Source organism: Streptomyces sp. NPDC031479, from assembly GCF_055581065.1.
Genome location: NZ_JBVIKC010000011.1, coordinates 102,182 through 121,405, shown reverse-complemented (window position 1 = coordinate 121,405; position 19,224 = coordinate 102,182). Strand labels below are relative to the sequence as shown.

The following is a 19,224-nucleotide window of genomic DNA, read 5'->3' as shown; positions in this document are numbered from 1 at the left end:
GCGGGCGGCTAGGGGAGGACCGCGAAGCCGTCCAGTTCGAGCTGGGCCCGCGTGTCCCAGAGGCGGACCACGCCGACCACCGCCATCGCGGGGTACTCGCGCCCCGCCAGCCGGCGCCAGATCCGGCCCAGCTCGGCGGCGTGGTCGCGGTAGGCCGCCACGTCCACCGCGTACACCGTCACCCGCGCCAGGTCCGCCGGGGTGCCGCCGGCCGCCGCGAGGGCCGTCAGCAGGTTGGCGAGGGCCCGCTCGAACTGCTCCGGCAGGGTCGCCCCCACGACCTCGCCGGAGCCGTCCAGCGCGGTCTGGCCGGCCAGGAACACCAGCCGGCCCCCGGTGGCGGTGACGGCGTGCGAGAAGCCGGTCGCCGGGGACAGCTCCTCGGGGTTGATCCGCTCCAGGCTCATCCCGTCGACGCCTTCCGGTAGAGCTCCTTCGCGATGAGGGTGCGCTGCACCTCGCTCGCGCCCTCGTAGATCCTGGGCGCCCGCACCTCCCGGTAGAGGTGCTCCAGCAGATGGCCGCGGCGCAGCGCGACCGCCCCGTGCAGCTGGACGGCGTGGTCCACGACGTACTGGGCCGTCTCCGTGGCCAGGAGCTTCGCCATGGCCGCCCGCCGGGGGACGTCGGGGGAGCCCCCGTCGTAGGCGCCGGCCGCCGCGTACACCAGCAGCCGGGCGGCCTCGGTGCGGGTGGCCATCTCCGCGACCCGGTGCGCGACGGCCTGGAGGTCCGCCAGCACCCCGCCGAAGGCGGTGCGGCCGGCCGTGTGGGCGAGCGTCGCGTCCAGGGCCGCCCGCGCCATGCCGACCGCGAAGGCGCCCACGCTCGGCCGGAACAGGTTCAGGGTCTCCATCGCCACCCGGAACCCGTGCCCGGGCTCCCCCAGGACGTCGGCGCGGCCGACCGGCACGCCGTCGAAGGCGAGCGAGCCGATGGGGTGCGGCGAGAGCATGTCGAGGGCCTCGCCGCCCAGCCCCGGCCGGTCCGCCGGGACCAGGAACGCGGTGACCCCCCGCGAACCCGGCGCCTCACCCGTCCGGGCGAAGACGGTGTAGAAATCGGCTTCGGGGGCGTTGGAGATCCAGCACTTCTGCCCGTGCAGCCGCCATCCCGCCCCGTCCGGGACGGCCTCCAGCGCCAGGGCCGCCGCGTCCGATCCCGCGCCCGGCTCGCTGAGCGCGAACGCCGCCACCAGCCGGCCCTCCCGCACCCCCGGCAGCCACCGCTCGCGCTGCTCCGCGCTGCCCGACCTCAGCACCGGGTGCGCCCCCAGGCCCTGGAGGGCCAGGGCCGTCTCCGCCTCGGTGCAGCCGTAGGCGAGCGATTCCCGCAGCAGGCACAGCTCCAGCGCGCCGGAGTCGAACACCTTGTCCAGCAGGCCCAGCTCACCGAGCGCCGCCAGCAGCGGCCGGTTCACCCGGCCGGGCTCACCCTTCTCGGCGAGCGCCCGCAACCGCCCCGCCGACAGGGCGCGCAACTGCCCGCACCATTCCTCTTCATCCACCCCGAGCGCGAATCCGGCCATCCGAATGCCCCAGTCCTATCGCGTCCTCTTGACTGTCGTCACCATCACGATACGCTCTAGAGGCAGCTTCCCGGGGTCAACGGGGAGAGGCACCGCACGGCCGGCTCCACCCCGTCCGGACGTCGCAAGGGGGCGAACCCGCCTTGGAGCTCAAGCCTTCCGCTCATACCGACACCTTCGCGCGCGAACACCTGCCGCCCGCCGACGCCTGGCCGGAGCTCCTCTTCGAGCTGCCCGAACTGGCCTATCCGGACCGGTTGAACTGCGGTGCCGAACTGCTCGACGCCACCGTCGCCCGGTTCGGCCCCGACCGCCCCGCCTTCCGCTCGGGCTCGGGCGAAGTGTGGTCGTACGGGGAGCTGCGCCGGCGCGTCGACTCGCTCGCCCACGCCCTGACCAGCGACCTCGGCGTGGTCCCCGGCAACCGGGTGCTGCTGCGCGGCCCCACCGGGCCGTGGCTCGCCGCCTGCTGGCTGGCCGTGATGAAGGCGGGCGCAGTGGCCGTCACCGTGCTGGCCCAGCAGCGGGCCCAGGAGCTGGCGACGGTGTGCTCCATGGCCCGGGTCGGCCACGCCGTCTGTCACGCCGACGTCCTGGACGACCTGGTCAAGGCCGAGGTGCCCGGCCTGCGGATCGCCGCCTACGGCGGGGAGGCCCCCGACGACCTGCTGCGGCTGGCCGAGACCCACCGGGAGCCCTATCCCGCCGTCGAGACCTCTGCCGACGACGTGGCGCTGATCGCCTTCACCTCCGGCACCACCGGCCGCCCCAAGGGCTGCATGCACTTCCACCGCGACCTCCTCGCCATCGCCGACACCTTCTCCCGCCATCTGCTGCGGCCCCGCCCCGACGACGTGTTCGCCGGCAGTCCCCCGCTCGGGTTCACCTTCGGACTCGGCGGACTGGTCGTCTTCCCCCTGCGCGCGGGGGCATGCGCGCTGCTGCTGGAACAGGCCGCGCCCCGCGCCCTGCTCCCCGCGCTCGCCGAGCACCGGGTCACGGTCCTGTTCACCGCTCCCACCGCCTACCGGTCGATGCTGGACACCCTGGGCCCCTACGACACGGGCGCCTACGACCTGTCCGCGCTGCGCCGCTGCGTCTCGGCCGGCGAAAACCTGCCCGCCGCCACCTGGCAGGCCTGGTACGAGCGCACCGGACTGCGGATCATCAACGGCATCGGCGCCACCGAACTGCTGCACATCTTCATCTCCGCGGCCGACGAGGACACCCGCCCCGGCGCCACGGGCCGGGTGGTGCCCGGCTGGGAGGCCCGGGTGGTGGACCCCGCGGGCCGGCCCGTGGCGGACGGCGAACCCGGGCTCCTGGCCGTACGCGGGCCCGTCGGCTGCCGCTATCTGGCCGACCCCCGCCAGCGGGAGTACGTCCGCGACGGCTGGAACCTGACCGGTGACACCTACGTCCGCGATGCCGACGGCTACTTCCGCTACGTCGCCCGCGCCGACGACATGATCATCTCGTCCGGATACAACATCGCGGGCCCGGAGGTGGAGGAGGCCCTGCTGCGCCACCCCGACATCGTGGAGGCGGCGGTGGTCGGGCTGCCCGACGAGCGCAGGGGCCAGATCGTGGTCGCCCACATCGTCCCGCGCGACGGATCGGTGCTGACCGAGGACGTCCTGCGCACCCACATGCGCTCCGAGCTGGCCCCGCACAAGTGCCCGCGCTCCTTCGTCTTCCTTCCGGCACTGCCAAGGACGGCGACCGGGAAACTTCAGCGCTTCCGGCTGCGCGATCTAGAGTGAACCCGTGGTCGAGCAGCACACTCCGCGATCTCTGATCGTCACGTTCTACGGCGCCTACGGGCGGACCTTCGAGGGACCCGTCCCGGTGTCCGCGCTGGTCCGCCTGCTGGGCGCGGCCGGCGTCGACGCGCCCTCCGTCCGCTCCTCGGTGTCCCGGCTGAAGCGGCGCGGCTTCCTGGTGCCCGCCAAGACCGCCGACGGCGCCGCCGCCTACGACCTCTCCGAGGAGGCCCGGCTGCTGCTGGAAGACGGGGACCGGCGGATCTACGGCCCCCCTCAGGTGTCGGAGGAATGGCTCGTCGCGGTCTTCTCCGTCCCGGAGCAGGAGCGCAACAAGCGGCACCTGCTGCGCTCCCGCCTCGCCCGGCTCGGCTTCGGGGCGGTGGCCCCGGGCGTGTGGATCGCCCCGGCCCAGCTGGCCCGCGAGACCGGGCACACACTGGAGCGGCTGCACCTGACGGCCTACGTCGAGCTCTTCCGCGGCTCCCACCTCGGCTTCGCGCCCACCGCCGAGGCGGTGGCCCGCTGGTGGGACCTGGCGGCGCTGGCCAAGCAGCACGAGGAGTTCCTCGATCTGCACGAGCCGGCGCTGCGCGCCCTCCAGTCGGGCCCCGAGCCCACGCCGGAGGCCGCGTACCGGACCTACCTCGCCGCCCTGGACTCCTGGCGGCGGCTGCCCTACGCGGATCCCGGACTGCCCCGCGAGCTGCTCCCCGCGGACTGGCCGGGCGACCGGGCGGCGGCGGTCTTCACCGAGCTGCACACCCGGCTGCGGGACGCGGGCGCCCGCTTCGTACGGACGTAGCGACCGGCTGCGGCGGGCCTCCGGCACGGGGCGGCGGTACGGCTTCGCGCGCGGGACGGGGTTCTTCATGGCGCCTCCTCCTGCCGGGCCCCGGCGGGGCCGTCGGAGCGGCCTGTGCTCCGGCCGCATTCCCAAGATCCCAGCGGCCCGGCACCGCCGCTTCCCCCACGTGGGGGAGCCCTCTCCCCCACGTGGGGGAGCGCCCCCGACCTCCCCGCGAGCACCCCGGAAATTCGGGTGCGCACGGCTCCGGGCGCCCGTCACGATGAGCCATGACATGGACCTTCAGCAATGATCTGGCGGCCTATCTGAGCGCCGCACGCCCCGCGTTGGCGGCTCGGCCGGTGGTCAACACCAGCCTGCTCACCGTCACCGACTCCCTGCAGCGGCGCGGCCTCCACGCCCACGGCGACGCCGAGCCCGTCTTCGGCTGGTGGACCGGCGCCGACGGAACCGTCGCGGGCGCCCTGCTGCGCACGCCGCCGTTCCCGCTGCTGCTCGGCACCCTGCCGCCGGAAGCCGTCCGGGCGCTCGGCCCGGCGCTCACGGCCGACCCGCTGCTCGCCGAGGTCAGCGGGATCAACGCCCGCCGGCCGGACGCCCTTGCGCTCGCCGCCTCCTGGGAGAGGCCCGCCCGGATCGTGGAGGAGCTCCGGCTGTACCGCCTCGGCACCCTGACGGCCCCGGACCCCGCCCCGGCCGGACGGCCCCGGCTCGCGGCCGAGGCGGACCTGCCCCTCCTGCTGGCCTGGGTCGAGGAGTTCTATCGGGAGACGGACCAGCCCGGCCGCGCCTCGGAGGCCGCCCTGCGCGAGCGGCTCTCCTACGGCGGCGCCCTGCTCTGGGAGCACGACGGCAGCCCGGTGTCCCTGGCGGCGTTCTCCCGCCCCATCGCCGGCGCCTCCCGCGTCGGCCCCGTCTACACCCCGCCCGCCGTCCGGGGCCGCGGCTACGCAGCCGGTGTCACCCACGCGGCGAGCGGAGCCGCCCACGCGGCCGGCGCCCGCGAGGTCCTGCTCTTCACCGACCTGGCCAACCCCACCAGCAACGGCATCTACCAGCGCGCCGGCTACGTCCCGGTCGAGGACCGCGTCCTCCTGGAGGCGCTCTGAACTCCCCGTCCCACCGCCACCGCCACCGCCCCCGCTACCCCTTCCCGGTCGGCGGCTTGCGGCTGCCGGCCCGGTAAGGGGCGGGCCAGGGCGCGCCCGGTCCCTCGTACCCCTGGTCGGCCGCCGCGTGCAGGGTCCAGTGCGGGTCGTACAGGTGCGGGCGTCCCACGGCGCACAGGTCGGCGCGCCCCGCCAGCAGCAGGGAGTTGACGTCGTCCCAGGAGGAGATGGCGCCGACGGCGATGACGGGGACGCCGAGCGCGTTGCGGATCCGGTCGGCGTACGGGGTCTGGTAGGAACGCCCGTACTCCGGGGTCTCTTCGGCCACGACCTGGCCGGTGGACACGTCGACGGCGTCCGCGCCGTGGGCGGCGAAGGCTGCGGCGATCCGCTCCGCCTCGTCCGGCGCGGTGCCGCCGGGCGCCCAGTCGGTCGCCGAGATCCGGACCGTCATCGGGCGGTCCGCCGGCCACACGGCGCGGACCGCGTCGAAGACCTCCAACGGGAAACGCAGCCGGTTCTCCAGGGGGCCGCCGTAGGCGTCGTCACGGCGGTTGGTGAGCGGCGACAGGAACCCGGACAGCAGGTAGCCGTGTGCGCAGTGCAGTTCCAGCAGGTCGAAGCCGCATTCCGCGGCGCGCACGGCGGCCGCCGCGAAGTCGGAGCGCAGGGCGGTGAGGTCGGCGGCGTCCAGGGCGCGCGGGACTGCGGACACACCGGGCCGGTAGGGCAGTGCGGAGGCGGCGACGAGCGGCCAGTTGCCCTCGGGCAGCGGCTCGTCCATGCCCTCCCACATCACCCTCGTCGAGCCCTTGCGGCCCGAGTGCCCGAGCTGGACGCCGAGGGCGGTGCCCGGCGCGGAAGTGTGGACGAAGTCGACGATCCGCTTCCAGGCGGTCGCCTGCCCCGAGGTCCACAGACCCGTGCAGCCGGGGGTGATCCGGCCTTCGGCGCTGACGCACACCATCTCCGTCATGACGAGCCCGGCCCCGCCGAGGGCCCGCTCGCCGAGGTGCACCAGGTGGAAGTCCCCCGGCACCCCGTCCCGTGCCGAGTACATGTCCATGGGCGCGACGACGACCCGGTTGCGCAGGGTCAGTCCCCGCAGGGTGAACGGGGTGAACATCGGCGGGGTTCCCGCCGCGCCCTCCGGGCAGCCGAACTCCTCTTCCACCGCTCGCGTGAAGCGTGCGTCGCGCAGCCGCAGGTTCTCGTGCGTCACCCGCCGGCTGCGGGTCAGCAGGTTGAAGGCGAACTGCCGGGCGGGCTGGCCGACGTAGCCCTGGATCTCCTCGAACCACCGCATGCTGGCGGCCGCCGCCCGCTGGGTGCTGGCCACGGCGGGCCGCCGCGCGGCCTCGTACGCCGCCAGGGCACGTGCCACACCGGCCGGAGGGATCCCCTCCGGAGCCGGTCCCGCCGTGCCCGCTTCCTCCTCGGTGACCGCCGCCAGTGCCTCGGCGAGCGCCAGCGCGTCCTCGACGGCGAGCTTGGTGCCGGAGCCGATGGAGAAGTGGGCCGTGTGCGCGGCGTCCCCGAGCAGGACCACGTTGCCGTGCGACCAGCGCGCGTTCTCCACGGTGCGAAAGCGGGTCCACGCCGAGCGGTTGCCCCTCAGCGGCCTGCCGCGCAGGGCCTCGCTGAAGATCTTGGCGCACCGGGAGGCGGACTCCTGCTCGTCGCACAGGTCGAAGCCCGCGGCGCGCCACACCTCCTCCCGCATCTCGACGATCACGGTCGAGGAGTCGTCGGAGTACGGGTAGGCGTGCAGTTGCATCACCCCGTGCGCGGTCTCCGCGATCTCGAAGCGGAAGGCCTCGAAGGCGAAGTCGGCGGCCAGCCAGATGTAGCGGCAGCGCCCTTCGGTGACGGTGGGACGGAAGTGCGCCGCGCCCTTCTCCCGGGTCGCGCTGTGCACCCCGTCCGCCGCGACGACCAGGTCGTGCGTACGGGCCAGTTCTTCCGCGTCGGGTGCCGGGGTGCGGAAGCGGAGCCGGACCCCGAGGCCCGCGCAGCGCTCGTGCAGGATCTCCAGCAGCCGGCGCCGGCCGAGCGCGGCGAAGCCGTGGCCGCCGGAGGTGAGCAGCCGGCCCCGGTGGACGACCTCGACGTCGTCCCAGCGCACGAACTCGCCGCCGAGGGCGGCGTGCACGACCGTGTCGGCGCGTTCGATGCCGCCGAGGGTCTCGTCGGAGAGCACGACGCCGAAGCCGAAGGTGTCCTCGGGGGCACCCCGCTCCCAGACCTCCACCTGGTGCCCCTGCCGTGCCAGCAGCGCGGCGGCGTACAGTCCCCCCGGCCCCCCGCCCACGACGGCGACCCGCATGGCGTTACCTGCCCTTCCAGCGCGGCGGCCGCTTCCCGGTGAAGGCCGCGTGGAACTCCGCGTAGTCCTCGCCGTGCATCAGCAGCGCCTGGGTATTGGCGTCGAGTTCGACCGAGGCGGCCAGCGGCATGTCCAGTTCCGCCGTCAGCAGGGCCTTGGTCTGCGCGTACGCGAGGGCGGGTCCGGCGGCGAGGTGGGCGGCCAGTTCGGCGGCCCGGACATCGGCCTTGCCCTCGTCGACCAGCTCGCTGAGCAGGCCGATCCGCTCCGCCTCGGGGGCGCGTACGGGTTCTCCGAGCATCAGCAGCCGGGTGGCGTGGCCGAGGCCGACGACCCGGGGCAGCAGGTAGGCGGCGCCCATGTCCCCGCCGGAGAGGCCGACGCGGGTGAAGAGGAAGGCGAACCGGGCGGTGGGGTCCGCGATCCGGAAGTCGGCGGCGAGGGCGAGGACGGCTCCGGCTCCGGCGGCCACCCCGTGCACGGCGGCGATCACCGGGAAGGGGCATTCGCGGACGGCCCGGACCACCTGGCCGGTCATCCGGTTGAAGTCGAGGAGCTGGGCGGTGTCCATGGCGAGGGTGGCACCGATGATCTCGTCCACGTCCCCGCCGGAGCAGAAGCCACGGCCCTCGCCGGCGAGCACGAGGGCGCGTACGGAACGTTCGCGGGACAGTTCGGCGAGCAGGTCGCGCAGGTCGGCGTAGGCGCCGAAGGTGAGCGCGTTCAGCTTCTCGGGGCGGTCGAGGGTCACGGTGGCGACACCGTCCTGCCGGGTCACCCGCAGGTTGCGCCACCGTTCGGTCGATGGGGTGGAACCGGTGAAGGGGCTCACGGAACCGACGGTATCACCGACTCGTGACTATCGTCACGGAAACGCGACACAGGAGCCCGGCGGCCGGCCCCGGCCCGGCCCCGCCGCCAAAACATGCCGAAGGTCCCTGGTGTCACCGACCCCGGTCCCTTGCGCTTCGGCCGGGGTGCCCTGCGGAGCCGGAATTCCACTTCGTATCGTTGAAAGCGGGAGTTCACCCGGGCGCCACCGGACCGACTCCCGCCGCACCGCTGCTCCACGCCCCCGCGACGATTCCGGAACGGACGGATCCGCCTTGCCCGACGCCTCCGCCTGGCGGATCGCCCTTCCGCACTCCACCGCCGCCGTGCCCCTCGCGCGCGCCCTCGTCCGTACCGCCCTCACGGACAACGGCCCCTCGGCCGACCGGGACACCGCGGAGCTGCTGACCGCCGAGCTGGTCGCGAACGCCGTGGAGCACACCTCCGGCGGCGGAGCCCCGATCGAGCTGGTCGTGGAGCTGCTGGCGAACGGCTGCCAGGTGGAGGTGCACGACGGTGACCCGCGCCCGCCGGGCGATCTCGCCGCCCGCCCCGACGACACCCCTCCCGACCCCTGGCAGGAGCACGGCCGCGGCCTGCTGCTGATCCGGACCCTCAGCTCCTCCTGCGGCCACCGGCGCACCGCGCGCGGGAAGGCCGTGTGGTTCACCCTGCCGGCCCGCGCCGCGACCGCCTGACGGCGCGGACGGGAGGGGCGGTGGCCGGGAGAGGCGGCCGCTACGCCCCGGTACCCGGGCCGGCGAGCAGCGCCACGAGGACGGCCTTGATGGTGTGCAGCCGGTTCTCGGCCTCGTCGAAGACGACCGAGTGCGCCGACTCGAACACCTCGTCCGTGACCTCCAGCGAGTCCAGCCCGTGCCGCTCGTGGACCTCGCGGGCCACCTTGGTGCCCAGGTCGTGGTAGGCGGGCAGGCAGTGCAGGAACTTCACGTCGGGGTTCCCGGTCGCGCGCAGCACGTCCATGGTGACGGCGTACGGGGCCAGGGCCGAGATCCGCTCGTCCCAGACCTCCTTGGGCTCGCCCATCGACACCCACACGTCCGTGGCCACGAAGTCGGCCTGGGCCACGCCCTCCGCGACCTCCTCGGTGAGGGTGATCCGGGCCCCGCTGGCCGCGGCCAGCTCCCGGGCCCGCGCCACGACGGCCTCGGCCGGCCAGTAGGCCTTCGGCGCGACGATGCGGACGTCCATGCCCAGCAGCGCGCCGGTGACCAGGTAGGAGTTGCCCATGTTGAAGCGGGCGTCGCCGAGGTAGGCGAAGGCGATGCGCTCCAGCGGCTTGTCGCCGTGCTCGGTCATCGTGAGCACGTCGGCGAGCATCTGGGTGGGATGCCAGTCGTCGGTGAGGCCGTTGAAGACGGGGACGCCCGAGTGCGCGGCGAGCTCCTCGACCGCGTCCTGGCTGTCGCCCCGGTACTCGATCCCGTCGAACATCCGGCCGAGCACCCGGGCCGTGTCCCGGACGGACTCCTTGTGGCCGATCTGGGAGCCGGTGGGGTCGAGGTAGACCGTGTGGGCGCCCTGGTCGGCCGCGGCGACCTCGAAGGCGCAGCGGGTGCGCGTCGAGGTCTTCTCGAAGATCAGCGCGATGTTCTTGCCCTGGAGGCGACGCCGCTCGGTCCCGGCCTTCTTGGCGGCCTTGAGTTCGGCGGCGAGTTCGACCAGACCGCGGAACTCGGCGGCGGTGAAGTCGAGCTCCTTGAGGAAACTGCGGCCGAAGAGGTCGGTGGCCATGGGGGACACTCCAGGGTGGCGCTGACAGGGGATGCTGGAAGTCTATACGATCCTCTGCATTGATATACAGTCTGGCAGGGTCCTGCGTCCCTGATCACACGGCGTCCCGCTCCACCGGGCAGCTCATGCACCGCGGCCCGCCCCGGCCCCGTCCCAGCTCGCTCCCCGGGATCTCGATGACCTCGATGCCCTCCTTGCGCAGGTGCGTGTTGGTGGTGACGTTCCGCTCGTACGCGACCACCACCCCCGGTTCCACCGCCAGCACGTTGCAGCCGTCGTCCCACTGCTCGCGCTCCGCCGAGTGCACGTCCTGGGTGGCCGTCAGCACCCTGATCCGCTCCAGGCCGAGGGCTGCCGCGATCGCCCGGTGCATGTGCTCGGCCGGATGGTCGCTCACCCGCAGTTCCCCGGGGCGCTCGCCGGGCCGGATCGTGTAGGAGGGGAGCATGCCGAGCCCCGCGTACTGAGTGAACGTATCTGCGTCGACCATCGTCATCACCGTGTCCAGGTGCATGAAGGCCCGGCGCTTCGGCATGTCGAGCGCCACGATGGCCGTCGCCGAGCCGGCCGCGAACAGGCCGCGCGCGAGCATCTCCACCGCCTGCGGGGTGGTCCGCTCGCTCATCCCGATCAGCACGGCGCCGTTGCCGATGACCAGGACGTCCCCGCCCTCGATGGTCGAGGGGTAGTCCACCTGCCCCTGCGACCAGAAGTGGAAGGCCCCCGAGCCGGTGAACAGCGGGTGGTGCCGGTAGATCGCCTCGAAGTGCACGGTCTCGCGCTGACGGGCGGGCCAGCGCATGGCGTTGATCGACACCCCGTCGTAGATCCAGGCGGAGGTGTCCCGCGTGAAGAGGTGGTTGGGCAGCGGGCCCAGCAGGAAACCGTCCGTCTCCAGCGCGTGGAAGCGCACCGACACCGGCTCGGCGTGCCGCTCCAGGAACTCCCGCTTGGTCATGCCGCCGACCAGGGCCTCCGCCAGGTCGGCCGAGGAGAGCCCGTCGAAGACGGCACGCAGGTGGTCGGTGGCGAGGGGGCCGTACTCCTTCTCGTGGAAGACCCGGTCCAGTACGAGGTGTCTGGCCTCGGGGATGTCGAGGGACTCCCGGAGCAGGTCGCCGAAGAGGTGGACGGCGACACCCCGGTCACGGAGCACGTCCGCGAAACCGTCGTGTTCCTGGCGGGCGCGGCGCACCCACAGCACGTCGTCGAAGAGCAGGGCGTCCTTGTTGCTTGGTGTGAGCCGCTTCAGCTCCAGATCGGGCCGGTGGAGGATGACGCGGCGGAGCCGCCCGGTCTCGGAGTCGACATGGAATCCCATGCCGTACACGTACCCAGACCGGACGGCTTTTTGACCTGGCGTCGGCTGTGGGGGCTCAGCGCAGGCCGAGAAGTGCCGTCGGGGCGCCGATCACTTCCGGAGCGATCACGCCCAGCTTGGGGGCGGTCAGGTTCGGGATGCCGCTGTTGCCGCCGTCCGGCATCGTCAGGGGCGAGCCGACGACGGCTCCGGGGCTCCGGGTGAGCAGGGTGGTGGCCGGGGACTCCAGCGAACCCTCCCCGTCCGTCGCGGGGTCGCCCAGCAGGTTGGGCACGGGCGAGGTGACCCGGGTGACACCGAGGTCGGTGCCGATCGGCACCACCGGGAGCAGCGGGGTCGGGAGCATGTCGCCCTTGTGGTGGCGGGGCGCCTCGGGGGCTCCTACGACCGGCACCGGAACTGCGGTGGCGATGTGCGGGGTGGGTACGCCCAGCGTGGTCTCCACCGCCTCCAGCGGGACTCCCACGGGAACCGAGTCGGCCACGGCCGGGGTGGCCGCGCCGGCCGCGGCCATACAGGTCATGAGCGCCGCAATGCTTCCGCGCGCGGTCATCTTCATAGGTGACGTTCCGTCCTTCCGGGTTCGCGGACATTCCGCTGCCCTGGATGAACGATCCGGCCGGTGTTTTCCCCGGACTTCACCGCGGAAGTTCCCCCATACGACCTAATTCAAGGCCGTACGGGGGCCTGCGCTTTACGCCGCGCGTCCCTCGGCCGGGGTCACCGCCGGGGTCACGGCCTGCTCACAGCCGGGGGTCCACCGGCTCCGACTCCAGGGCGAGCACGGCGAACACCGCCTCGTGGACCCGCCACAGCGGCTCCCCCGCGGCCAGCCGGTCCAGCGCCTCCAGCCCGAGCGCGTACTCGCGCAGGGCGAGCGAGCGCTTGTGCCCGAGGAACCGCGGACGCAGTCGCTCCAGCTGCTCCGGACGCGTGTACTCCGGGCCGTAGATGATCCGCAGGTACTCGCGTCCGCGGACCTTCACCCCCGGCTGGACCAGCCGGCCCTTCCCGTCGCGGACGCACGCCGCGAGCGGCTTGACGACCATGCCCTCACCGCCGCCGGCGGTCAGCTCCAGCCACCAGTCGGTGGCGGCCCGCACGGACGCCTCGTCCCCGGTGTCCACGAGGATCCGGCCGGTGCGCCGCAGCAGCGGAGCGCCGGACCGGTCGGCGGCGGCGGCCCGTTCGTCGGCGTCGGCCAGCCGGTCCAGCCACGCCAGCTGCTCGTCGTGCGGCACGGCGGCCAGCGAACGGCCGGCCGCCGCGAGCAGCTGGAACGGCGCGAACCGTACGTCGTCCAGCCCGTCGGTGGTCCAGCAGTACCGCCGGTACGCCTCGGTGAAGGCGGCCGCGTCGGCGGCCCGGCCGCGCTGGCGCTCCAGCAGGGCGCCGGTGTCCACGCCCCGGGCCGCGGCCGCCTCCAGGGCGGCGAGGGCGTCCGGGAACACGGCGCGGGAGGCCGCGCCGACGGCGGCGTACTGGTTGCGGAGCAGGCCGGTGGACTTCAGGGACCAGGGCAGCAGCTCACCGTCGAGCAACAGCCAGTCCGTGGCGAGTTCCTCCCACAGGCCCGCGCCGTCGACCGCCGCGCGCAGGCGGGCGAGGAACGCCTCCGTCACCTCGGGGTCCTGGAAGAAGGGCCGTCCCGTGCGGGTGTAGAGGGAGCCGGTGACGGTGCCGTCGACCCCGAACCGCTCGCGGGCCGCGTCGGCGTCACGGCAGAGCAGGACGGTGGCGCGCGAGCCCATGTGCTTCTCCTGGCACACCACCCGCTCGACGCCGTCGGCGCGGTACTGGGCGAAGGCCTCGGCCGGGTGCTCCAGCCAGCCCTCCTGCGCGGCGGTGGCGGTCGGGGCCATGGTCGGCGGGAGGTAGGGCACCAGCCGGGGGTCCACCGCGAAGCGGCTCATGACCTCCAGGGCGGCCGCCGCGTTCTCCTCGCGGACGGCCACGTTGCCCAGGTGACGGGTCTCCACCACCCGGCGGCCCTGTACGTCGGCCAGGTCCAGCGGGCGGCCGTCGTGCCCGCCCGGAACCTCGGCGACGAGCGGCTTGACCGGCTCGTACCAGACCTTCTCGGCCGGTACGTCGACCAGTTCGCGCTCGGGCCAGCGCAGGGCGGTCATCCGGCCGCCGAAGACGGCGCCGGTGTCGAGGCAGATGGTGTTGTTGATCCAGGTGGTGTCCGGGACCGGAGTGTGGCCGTAGACGACGACGGCCTTGCCCCGGTAGTCCTCGGCCCAGGGGTAGCGCACGGGCAGGCCGAACTCGTCGGTCTCGCCCGTGGTCTCCCCGTAGAGGGCGTGCGAGCGGACCCGGCCGGAGGTGCGGCCGTGGTACTTCTCGGGCAGGCCCGCGTGACACACCACCAGCCGGCCGCCGTCGAGGACGTAGTGGCTGACCAGGCCGGTGATGAACGCCCGCACCTCCTTCACGAACTCCTCGGACTCGCGCCCGAGCTGCTCGACGGTCTCCGCGAGGCCGTGGGTCAGCTGGACCTTGGAGCCCTTGAGGTAACGGCCGAGCTTGTTCTCGTGGTTCCCGGGGACGCACAGGGCGTTGCCGGACCCGACCATGCCCATCACCCGGCGCAGGACGCCGGGGCTGTCGGGGCCGCGGTCGACGAGGTCGCCGACGAAGACTGCGGTGCGCCCGTCGGGGTGGACGCCGTCCTCGTAGCCCAGCTTGCCGAGCAGGGTCTCCAGTTCGGACGCGCAGCCGTGGATGTCACCGATGATGTCGAAGGGACCGGTGAGGTGGGTGAGGTCGTTGAACCGCTTCTCCAGGACGACTTCGGCGGACTCGGCCTCCTCCACCGTGCGCAGCACGTGCACCTTGCGGAAGCCCTCGCGCTCCAGGCCGCGCAGCGAGCGGCGCAGTTCGGAGCGGTGGCGCTGGATGACCCGGCGGGGCAGCCCGGCACGGTCCGGGCGGGCCGCGTTGCGCTCGGCGCAGACGGACTCCGGCATGTCGAGGACGATGGCGATGGGCAGCACGTCGTGCTCGCGGGCGAGCCGGACGAGCTGACGGCGCGATTCCGGCTGGACGCTGGTGGCGTCGACGACCGTCAGGCGTCCGGCGGCGAGGCGCTTGCCCGCGATGTGGTGCAGGACGTCGAAGGCGTCCTTGCTGGCGCTCTGGTCGTTCTCGTCGTCGGCGACCAGGCCCCGGCAGAAGTCGGAGGACAGCACCTCGGTGCCCTTGAAGTGCTTGCGGGCGAAGGTGGATTTCCCCGATCCGGTGGCCCCGATCAGGACGACGAGGGACAGGTCGGTGACGGGGAGGACGCGGTGGGTGGTGGGAGTGCTCATGCTGCCTCGCCCTCCTTCGGGGTGACGGTGGCGGTGATGCCGGTGGAGCCGGTGGGGCCGGTGGCGGCCGTGAAGACGGCCATCTGGGTCGGCGGACCCACCTCGGGGTCGTCATCGCCGACGGGTACGTACGCGACGGTGTAGCCGTACCGGGCGGCGACCCGGCCGGCCCAGGCGCGGAACTCCTCGCGGGTCCATTCGAAGCGGTGGTCGCGGTGGCGGGCGTGCCCGGCGGGCAGCGACTCCCAGCGGACGTTGTACTCGACGTTCGGGGTGGTCACGAGCACCGTGCGGGGGCGGGCCGCGCCGAAGACGGCGTACTCCAGCGCGGGCAGCCTCGGCAGGTCGAGGTGCTCGACGACCTCGCTGAGCACGGCCGCGTCGTAGCCGGCCAGCCGCTTGTCGGTGTAGGCGAGCGAGCCCTGGAGGAGGGTGACGCGGGAGCTCTGGCGCTCCCCCATCCGCTCCAGCCGCAGCCGCCGGGCGGCGGTGGCCAGCGCCCGCACCGACACGTCGACGCCGACGATCTCCGTGAAGGACACGTCCTTCAGCAGGGCCTGGACGAGCTGCCCCTGTCCGCAGCCCAGGTCCAGGACCCGGGCGGCCCCGGCGGAACGCAGGGCGGCGAGGATCGCCTCGCGCCGGTGCACCGCGAGCGGGACCGATCGCTCCGCGCCGTCCTGGGACTCCTCCGCGGCGTCGTCGAGTTCTCCGGCCTCGCTGCCGTCGGCCTCGGCGAGGCGGGCCAGCTCCAGGCGCTCCATCGCGTCCTGGGTGAGCCGCTTGTGCCGGGCCAGGTAGCGGGCGGCGATCAGGGCGTGCTCGGGGTGCGACGCCAGCCAGCCGTCTCCGGCGCGCAGCAGCTTGTCGACCTCGTCGGGGGCGACCCAGTAGTGCTTGGCGTCGTCCAGCACGGGCAGCAGCACGTACAGCTGGCGCAGGGCGTCGTCGAGCTTCAGCTCGCCTTCCAGGACGAGCCGCACGTAGCGGCTGTCGCCCCACTCGGGGAAGCGTTCGTCCAGCGCGACCGGCTCGGTGCGTACGGAGCTCCAGCCCAGCGGTCCGAAGAGCCGCCGCACCAGGTCCGCGCCGCCCCGGGCGGGCAGCACCGGGAGCTCGACGCGCAGCGGACGCGGCTGCCCGGCCAGTTCGGGCCGGGCCGCGCACGTGCCGGCCAGCGCGCTGCGGAAGACCTTGCCCAGCGCGACGGCGAACAGGGAGGAGGCCGCGTACGGACGGTCGTTGACGTACTGCGCGAGCGCCGCGTCGGGGGCTCCGCCCCGGCCCTTGCCCTGGGAGCGCCGCACGAGCGCGACGGGATCCACCTCCAGCAGCAGGGCCGCCGTGCACCGCTCGGCCGTGGCCTCGGGGTAGAACACGTGGGCGGTGCCGTGCGAGGTGGTGAACCCCTGCGCCCTGCCCGGGTGCTTGTGCAGCAGAAAGCCCAGGTCAGTGGCCGGATTCTCGGCGGTGCCCGTGGTGCTGATCGCGAGGAACATGCGCTTCAGCATGACCGGAGCGTCGCCCTCGGGCCAACGGATTTACCCTCCCCCGCGCCGGTGGTTCGCGGGTCGGGCCGGCCGACGGCCCGGGGGCGCCGATCAGGACGGTCGGGTGCGCAGGGAGGCGATGGTGTCCGGTCCGACGCGGCAGCAGCCGCCGATGAGGCGGGCACCCGCCGCGCGCCAGGCCGCCACGTTCCAGGGGGCGGGGGCGGACGGGGAGTTCCAGGTGCGGGTGGCGGCGTCCCAGACGGAGCCGTCGTTGGGGTAGGCCACCAGGGGTTTGCCGGTGACGGAGGCGGCCGCCTCCAGGGCGGGGAGCACGTCGGCCGGATCGCAGCAGTTGACGCCGACCGCGATGACCTCGGGGGCGGCGGCCGCGAGGGCGAAGGCCTCGTCGAGGGGCTGGCCGGCCCGGGTGCGGCCGGCCTCGACGGTGTAGGAGAGCCACGCGCGGGCCCCGGTGCCGGCCAGGACGCGCAGCAGGGCCTCCGCCTCGTCGGTGTCGGGGACGGTTTCCAGGGCCAGTACGTCCGCCCCGCCCAGGGCCTCGATCCGGGGGCGGTGGAAGGCGGCCAGCCGGGCCACGCCCAGGCCGTACCGGCCCCGGTACTCGGAACCGTCGGCGAGGACCGCCCCGTACGGGCCCACGGAGGCGGCCACCCACACCTCGTGGCCTGCGGCCCGCGCGGCCCGGCCGGCCACCCGAACGCTGCGCCGCAGCAGGACCGGATCGTCCCCGACCTGGTAGCTCGCGGTGATCAGCACCTCGGCGCCGGCCCGGACGTACGCCGTGTGGGCGGCCTCCACCTGGTCCGGGTGCTCGGCGAGCACCCGGCCGGTCCACAGGCCCCCGGACAGGTCGCAGCCCTGGGCGGCGAGCTGGTTGCTGAGTCCGCCGTCCAGCAGGACGCTCCGGCTCTCCAGGGCATCGGCGAGGGGGCCGGTCGCGCGGGGCATGGTCGGCTGCCCTCCTAAGCGAGCTGGGAGAGCACCCGGGCGGAGATGAGCTCCAGGTGGTCGAGGTCGTCGAGGTCGAGGAGCTGCAGGTAGACGCGGGAGGAGCCGATGGCGGCATAGGCGCCGATCTTGTCGACCACCTCGGCCGGGGAGCCGGCGAGGCCGTTGGCCTTCAGCTCGTCCACCTCGCGGCCGATGGCGGCGGCCCGGCGGGCGACCTCGGCGTCGTCCTTGCCCACGCACACCACCAGGGCGTTGGAGTAGACGAGGTCGTCGGCCTTGCGGCCCGCCTGCTCGGCCGCCTCCCGGACCCGGCCGAACTGCCGCTCGCTGTCGGCGATCGACGCGAACGGCATGTTGAACTCGTCCGCGTACCGGGCGGCGAGGCGCGGGGTGCGCCGGGCGCCGTGGCCGCCGATCAGGACGGGCACCTTGGCCTGGGCGGGCTTGGGCAGGGCCGGGGAGTTCTCCAGCCGGTAGTGGTCGCCCCGGTAGTCGAAGGTGGCACCCGGCTCGGTGGCCCACAGGCCGGTGATGACGGCCAGCTGCTCCTCCAGCCGGGCCATCCGCTCCGCCGGGAAGGGGATCCCGTACGCCTTGTGCTCCTCCTCGAACCAGCCGGCGCCCAGTCCGAGTTCGATCCGGCCGCCGGACATCCGGTCGACCTGGGCGACCTGGATCGCGAGGACGCCTGGCAGCCGGAAGGTGCCGGCCGTCATCAGCGTGCCCAGCCGGATCCGCCGGGTCTCACGGGCCAGACCCGCGAGGGTGATCCAGGCGTCGGTGGGGCCGGGCAGCCCGTCGACGGAACCCATCTTCAGATAGTGATCTGACCGGAAAAACGCGTCGAACCCGAGGTCCTCGGTGGCCTTGGCGACGGTCAGGAGGGTGTCGTAGTCGGCGCCCTGCTGCGGCTCGGTGAAAATGCGGAGATCCATGCCTTCCATCCTGCCCTTCCGGTCCCTGCCGGGTGAATCCACGTCAACCGGAAGGTCCACCCCCCGCCCGGCCAGTGACCAGCACGGATGGGGCTCGTTGGCCCGGACGGAGCCGGACCGCCCGGCCCGCGCGCCGGCGGCCTCTCGCCGGTGCGTCCACCGCCCCTCTCCACCCGGAAGGGCCAGGGCCGAGGAGGCCGCCATGTCCCACGAGGCCGTGCCGGAGACCCGCCGGGAAAACGGACAGACCGGGCAGGCGGCCCACGACCCGGCGCGCCGGGAGCCCGCGGTACCCACCCCGGACGGTGGCGCGCCGAAGGGCCTGCTGCAGCAGATGGAAGAGCTGATGGCCGCGCTGAACGCCGACCTGTCCCGGCTCGATGCCGACCTCCAGCGCTCCGCGGACCGCGCTCCCTCCGGCACGCCGGTCTCCCCGGGCGCCCACGCGCACGAGAGCGAGCGCGGCTCCGACCGCTCCCACTGACCGTGCCGTGCCCGGGTCCCGTCGCGCACGGCGGGACCCCTCGACCCCCGGCCTCAGACCACCCCGGAGGCCGACCCCCGTTCCCGTACGGTCATCCGGCGCAGCAGTGCGCGGACCCGGTCGCTCGACTCGTCGGCCGCGTCGATCGACTCTATGCACTGCCAGTACAGGCCCTCGTCGTCCGTCCCGCAGGCCACACCGACGAGCGCTATCCCCACCTCGCCGAGCAGTGCCTGCAGTCCCAGCAGCGCCTGCCGCGCGTCGGTCACCTCCGTCAGCCGCGCGGCGCGCGGCGGCTGTTCGGGCGCGCTGCCCTCACCGCGCAGCGCCGCCCGGTCGATGACCCCGCAGCCTCTGCCTCCCGCTTCCCCCAGCCCCCGTGCCTCCGCTCTCAGCTCCGGCGGTCCGGTGACCGCCAGCCAGCTCCCTATCCCCTGCGCCAGCGCCTGGGCCTGCCAGGCCTCGCCGACGATGTCCCACGCAGCTCCGCTCTGTGCCAGCGCGTGCCGGCCGGCCGCGATGAGCCGTACCGCATCCATATGCCGTCCCCCGTCCGCACGACATCCCGCCGTCCTTCACTACCCA

The 19,224-nt window shown here is 73.9% G+C and carries 17 protein-coding genes; 5 read left to right on the top strand and 12 right to left on the bottom strand.

What is annotated here, in order from left to right; all coding sequences use genetic code 11:
* Nucleotides 1–8: 8 nt before the first annotated feature.
* A complete protein-coding gene (locus ACZ5D2_RS15110) occupies nucleotides 9–407 on the bottom strand; it encodes a RidA family protein (protein WP_371676190.1) in 399 nt (132 codons plus the stop codon).
* Entirely contained in the window at nucleotides 404–1,528 is a 1,125-nt protein-coding gene (locus ACZ5D2_RS15105) for an acyl-CoA dehydrogenase family protein (protein ID WP_371676191.1), read from the bottom strand. The genes ACZ5D2_RS15110 and ACZ5D2_RS15105 overlap by 4 nt, the downstream gene beginning before the upstream one ends.
* A 143-nt stretch (nucleotides 1,529–1,671) precedes the next feature.
* Between ACZ5D2_RS15105 and ACZ5D2_RS15100 the strand changes: the two genes are divergently transcribed.
* The 3 genes from ACZ5D2_RS15100 (at nucleotide 1,672) to ACZ5D2_RS15090 (ending at nucleotide 5,208) form a co-directional block, all read left to right on the top strand.
* Nucleotides 1,672–3,291 (top strand): AMP-binding protein, encoded by a 1,620-nt coding sequence (locus ACZ5D2_RS15100; RefSeq protein WP_468929424.1) that lies wholly within the window; start codon nucleotides 1,672–1,674, stop codon nucleotides 3,289–3,291.
* A gap of 4 nt (nucleotides 3,292–3,295) precedes the next feature.
* Nucleotides 3,296–4,096: a PaaX family transcriptional regulator gene (locus ACZ5D2_RS15095; protein WP_371676193.1), complete on the top strand. Its 801-nt coding sequence runs from the start codon at nucleotides 3,296–3,298 to the stop codon at nucleotides 4,094–4,096.
* Nucleotides 4,097–4,368: 272 nt separating this feature from the next.
* Entirely contained in the window at nucleotides 4,369–5,208 is an 840-nt protein-coding gene (locus ACZ5D2_RS15090) for a GNAT family N-acetyltransferase (RefSeq protein WP_468929421.1), read from the top strand.
* A 34-nt stretch (nucleotides 5,209–5,242) separates the two neighbouring features.
* Here the strand turns inward: ACZ5D2_RS15090 and ACZ5D2_RS15085 are convergent, their stop codons facing one another.
* Both ACZ5D2_RS15085 and ACZ5D2_RS15080 read right to left on the bottom strand, forming a co-directional pair.
* Complete coding sequence (locus ACZ5D2_RS15085) at nucleotides 5,243–7,534, bottom strand: bifunctional salicylyl-CoA 5-hydroxylase/oxidoreductase (RefSeq protein WP_468929419.1); 2,292 nt, start codon at nucleotides 7,532–7,534, stop codon at nucleotides 5,243–5,245.
* A 4-nt stretch (nucleotides 7,535–7,538) separates the two neighbouring features.
* Nucleotides 7,539–8,366 carry an enoyl-CoA hydratase family protein gene (locus ACZ5D2_RS15080; RefSeq protein WP_280914197.1) on the bottom strand — a complete coding sequence of 276 codons (828 nt, stop codon included), beginning with the start codon at nucleotides 8,364–8,366 and terminating at the stop codon, nucleotides 7,539–7,541.
* A gap of 274 nt (nucleotides 8,367–8,640) precedes the next feature.
* Here ACZ5D2_RS15080 and ACZ5D2_RS15075 point away from each other — a divergent pair, with 274 nt between their 5' ends.
* The gene (locus ACZ5D2_RS15075) at nucleotides 8,641–9,063 is read left to right on the top strand and encodes an ATP-binding protein (protein ID WP_371676196.1); all 423 of its coding nucleotides are present in this window, start codon (nucleotides 8,641–8,643) and stop codon (nucleotides 9,061–9,063) included.
* A 40-nt stretch (nucleotides 9,064–9,103) separates the two neighbouring features.
* On the opposite strand, the gene argF is transcribed toward ACZ5D2_RS15075, so the two are convergent.
* The 7 genes from argF to ACZ5D2_RS15040 form a co-directional block, all read right to left on the bottom strand.
* On the bottom strand, nucleotides 9,104–10,120 hold the full coding sequence (argF, locus tag ACZ5D2_RS15070) for an ornithine carbamoyltransferase (RefSeq protein ID WP_468929415.1): 1,017 nt from the start codon (nucleotides 10,118–10,120) through the stop codon (nucleotides 9,104–9,106).
* Between the two features lie 94 nt (nucleotides 10,121–10,214).
* Nucleotides 10,215–11,441 carry an arginine deiminase gene (locus tag ACZ5D2_RS15065; RefSeq protein WP_371676198.1) on the bottom strand — a complete coding sequence of 409 codons (1,227 nt, stop codon included), beginning with the start codon at nucleotides 11,439–11,441 and terminating at the stop codon, nucleotides 10,215–10,217.
* A gap of 55 nt (nucleotides 11,442–11,496) precedes the next feature.
* The gene (locus tag ACZ5D2_RS15060) at nucleotides 11,497–12,000 is read right to left on the bottom strand and encodes a hypothetical protein (protein WP_371676199.1); all 504 of its coding nucleotides are present in this window, start codon (nucleotides 11,998–12,000) and stop codon (nucleotides 11,497–11,499) included.
* A 184-nt stretch (nucleotides 12,001–12,184) separates the two neighbouring features.
* Nucleotides 12,185–14,755 (bottom strand): polynucleotide kinase-phosphatase, encoded by a 2,571-nt coding sequence (locus ACZ5D2_RS15055; RefSeq protein ID WP_371676201.1) that lies wholly within the window; start codon nucleotides 14,753–14,755, stop codon nucleotides 12,185–12,187.
* A complete protein-coding gene (locus ACZ5D2_RS15050) occupies nucleotides 14,752–16,254 on the bottom strand; it encodes a 3' terminal RNA ribose 2'-O-methyltransferase Hen1 (RefSeq protein ID WP_371681131.1) in 1,503 nt (500 codons plus the stop codon). Before ACZ5D2_RS15050 ends, ACZ5D2_RS15055 begins: the two co-directional genes overlap by 4 nt.
* Nucleotides 16,255–16,356: 102 nt before the next feature.
* The gene (mmuM, locus tag ACZ5D2_RS15045; RefSeq protein ID WP_371676203.1) at nucleotides 16,357–17,217 is read right to left on the bottom strand and encodes a homocysteine S-methyltransferase; all 861 of its coding nucleotides are present in this window, start codon (nucleotides 17,215–17,217) and stop codon (nucleotides 16,357–16,359) included.
* Nucleotides 17,218–17,231: 14 nt separating this feature from the next.
* Nucleotides 17,232–18,155 (bottom strand): LLM class F420-dependent oxidoreductase, encoded by a 924-nt coding sequence (locus tag ACZ5D2_RS15040; protein WP_371676204.1) that lies wholly within the window; start codon nucleotides 18,153–18,155, stop codon nucleotides 17,232–17,234.
* 202 nt (nucleotides 18,156–18,357) lie between these two features.
* Here ACZ5D2_RS15040 and ACZ5D2_RS15035 point away from each other — a divergent pair, with 202 nt between their 5' ends.
* Complete coding sequence (locus ACZ5D2_RS15035) at nucleotides 18,358–18,639, top strand: hypothetical protein (protein WP_371676205.1); 282 nt, start codon at nucleotides 18,358–18,360, stop codon at nucleotides 18,637–18,639.
* Nucleotides 18,640–18,692: 53 nt separating this feature from the next.
* Here the strand turns inward: ACZ5D2_RS15035 and ACZ5D2_RS15030 are convergent, their stop codons facing one another.
* Entirely contained in the window at nucleotides 18,693–19,178 is a 486-nt protein-coding gene (locus ACZ5D2_RS15030; RefSeq protein ID WP_030238259.1) for a DUF6099 family protein, read from the bottom strand.
* Between the last annotated feature and the right edge of the window lie 46 nt (nucleotides 19,179–19,224).

Excerpts from the sequence above, each read along its gene's own strand:
- ACZ5D2_RS15065 (WP_371676198.1), bottom strand. The coding sequence starts at position 11,441 with ATGGGATTCCATGTCGACTCCGAGACCGGGCGGCTCCGCCGCGTCATC.
- argF (WP_468929415.1), bottom strand. The coding sequence starts at position 10,120 with ATGGCCACCGACCTCTTCGGCCGCAGTTTCCTCAAGGAGCTCGACTTC.
- ACZ5D2_RS15085 (WP_468929419.1), bottom strand. The coding sequence starts at position 7,534 with ATGCGGGTCGCCGTCGTGGGCGGGGGGCCGGGGGGACTGTACGCCGCC.
- mmuM (WP_371676203.1), bottom strand. The coding sequence starts at position 17,217 with ATGCCCCGCGCGACCGGCCCCCTCGCCGATGCCCTGGAGAGCCGGAGC.
- ACZ5D2_RS15030 (WP_030238259.1), bottom strand. The coding sequence starts at position 19,178 with ATGGATGCGGTACGGCTCATCGCGGCCGGCCGGCACGCGCTGGCACAG.
- ACZ5D2_RS15110 (WP_371676190.1), bottom strand. The coding sequence starts at position 407 with ATGAGCCTGGAGCGGATCAACCCCGAGGAGCTGTCCCCGGCGACCGGC.
- ACZ5D2_RS15060 (WP_371676199.1), bottom strand. The coding sequence starts at position 12,000 with ATGAAGATGACCGCGCGCGGAAGCATTGCGGCGCTCATGACCTGTATG.
- ACZ5D2_RS15050 (WP_371681131.1), bottom strand. The coding sequence starts at position 16,254 with ATGTTCCTCGCGATCAGCACCACGGGCACCGCCGAGAATCCGGCCACT.
- ACZ5D2_RS15090 (WP_468929421.1), top strand. The coding sequence starts at position 4,369 with ATGACATGGACCTTCAGCAATGATCTGGCGGCCTATCTGAGCGCCGCA.
- ACZ5D2_RS15040 (WP_371676204.1), bottom strand. The coding sequence starts at position 18,155 with ATGGATCTCCGCATTTTCACCGAGCCGCAGCAGGGCGCCGACTACGAC.
- ACZ5D2_RS15105 (WP_371676191.1), bottom strand. The coding sequence starts at position 1,528 with ATGGCCGGATTCGCGCTCGGGGTGGATGAAGAGGAATGGTGCGGGCAG.
- ACZ5D2_RS15055 (WP_371676201.1), bottom strand. The coding sequence starts at position 14,755 with ATGAGCACTCCCACCACCCACCGCGTCCTCCCCGTCACCGACCTGTCC.
- ACZ5D2_RS15035 (WP_371676205.1), top strand. The coding sequence starts at position 18,358 with ATGTCCCACGAGGCCGTGCCGGAGACCCGCCGGGAAAACGGACAGACC.